Genomic DNA, 242 nt, shown 5'->3' on the forward strand with positions numbered 1-242 from the left:
CCGAGCTGCACCGGCATGGTGACGGCTTTCAGCATCGCCTCCACCGCATGCGCATTCATCGGCTTGCCGGCGAAGGCGCCGTCGAGATCGACGACGTGGAGATATTCGAAACCCTGCGCGGCGAAGCAATTCCCCGGCCGTGTGGCCGTCGGCCTCGATGCACGCGACGGCAAGGTCGCGGTCGAGGGCTGGGCCGAGACCTCGCATGTGACCGCGCTCGAGATCGCTGAGCGATTCGAGGA

At 66.5% G+C, this 242-nt stretch carries 1 protein-coding gene and 1 pseudogene; one reads left to right on the top strand and one right to left on the bottom strand.

The genetic code is table 11. From position 1 onward, the window contains the following. Positions 1-125, bottom strand: a pseudogene (locus FNJ47_RS48620) (HisA/HisF-related TIM barrel protein); the annotation flags it as partial. A 16-nt stretch (positions 126-141) separates the two neighbouring features. On the opposite strand from FNJ47_RS48620, the gene FNJ47_RS52670 reads away from it, so the two are divergent. Further along, on the top strand, positions 142-242 hold a 101-nt coding region (locus tag FNJ47_RS52670; protein ID WP_347341841.1), incomplete at its 3' end, for a HisA/HisF-related TIM barrel protein.

It is taken from the genome of Bradyrhizobium uaiense, assembly GCF_010811875.1.
Lineage (GTDB): Bacteria > Pseudomonadota > Alphaproteobacteria > Rhizobiales > Xanthobacteraceae > Bradyrhizobium > Bradyrhizobium uaiense.